This is a genomic window from Thiorhodococcus drewsii AZ1 (assembly GCF_000224065.1).
In the GTDB taxonomy this organism is placed as follows: Bacteria; Pseudomonadota; Gammaproteobacteria; order Chromatiales; family Chromatiaceae; genus Imhoffiella; species Imhoffiella drewsii.
The window spans coordinates 1-589 of sequence record NZ_AFWT01000137.1 but is presented as its reverse complement, the minus strand read 5'-3'; the positions used below and the strand labels follow the sequence as shown (position 1 = coordinate 589).

The following is a 589-nucleotide window of genomic DNA, read 5'->3' as shown; positions in this document are numbered from 1 at the left end:
CCCTCGCGCTCTTCCAGCAGGGCCTCGACATCACCCGCGACCTCCACGCCAAGGAGCCCGCGCACAGCGATCTTGCCCGCTACCTTTGGGTTTCCTACAACAAGCTCGGCGACGCCCTGGGCGCACTCGGGCGCGGCGAAGAGGCCCTCGCGCTCTTCCAGCTGGGCCTCGACATCGCCCGAGACCTCCACGCCAAGGAGCCCGCGCGCAGTGATCTCGCCCGCGATCTCTCCATCTCCTACGCCCGGCTCGGCGGCGCCCTGCGCGCCCTCGGGCGCGGCGAGGAGGCCCTCGCGCTCTTCCAGCAGGGCCTCGACATCACCCGCGACCTCCACGCCAAGGAGCCCGCGCGCAGCGATCTCGCCCGCGACCTCTCGGTCTCCTACAACCAGCTCGGCGACACCCTGCGCTCCCTCGGGCGCGGCGAGGAGGCCCTCGCACTCTTCCAGCAGGGCCTCGACATCGCCCGCGACCTCCACGGCCAAGGAGCCCGCGCGCAGCGATCTCGCCCGCGACCTCTCCATCTCCTACGACCGGATCGGCGGCGCCCTGCGCGCCCTCGGGCACGGCGAGGAGGCCCTCGCACTCT

At 72.7% G+C, this 589-nt stretch carries 1 protein-coding gene; it reads left to right on the top strand.

Features of this window, described 5'->3' with window-relative positions; genetic code table 11:
* Window positions 1-29: 29 nt before the first annotated feature.
* Window positions 30-589, top strand: a 560-nt coding sequence (locus THIDRDRAFT_RS27495) for a tetratricopeptide repeat protein (RefSeq protein ID WP_425358456.1), incomplete at its 3' end; no start/stop codon positions are given.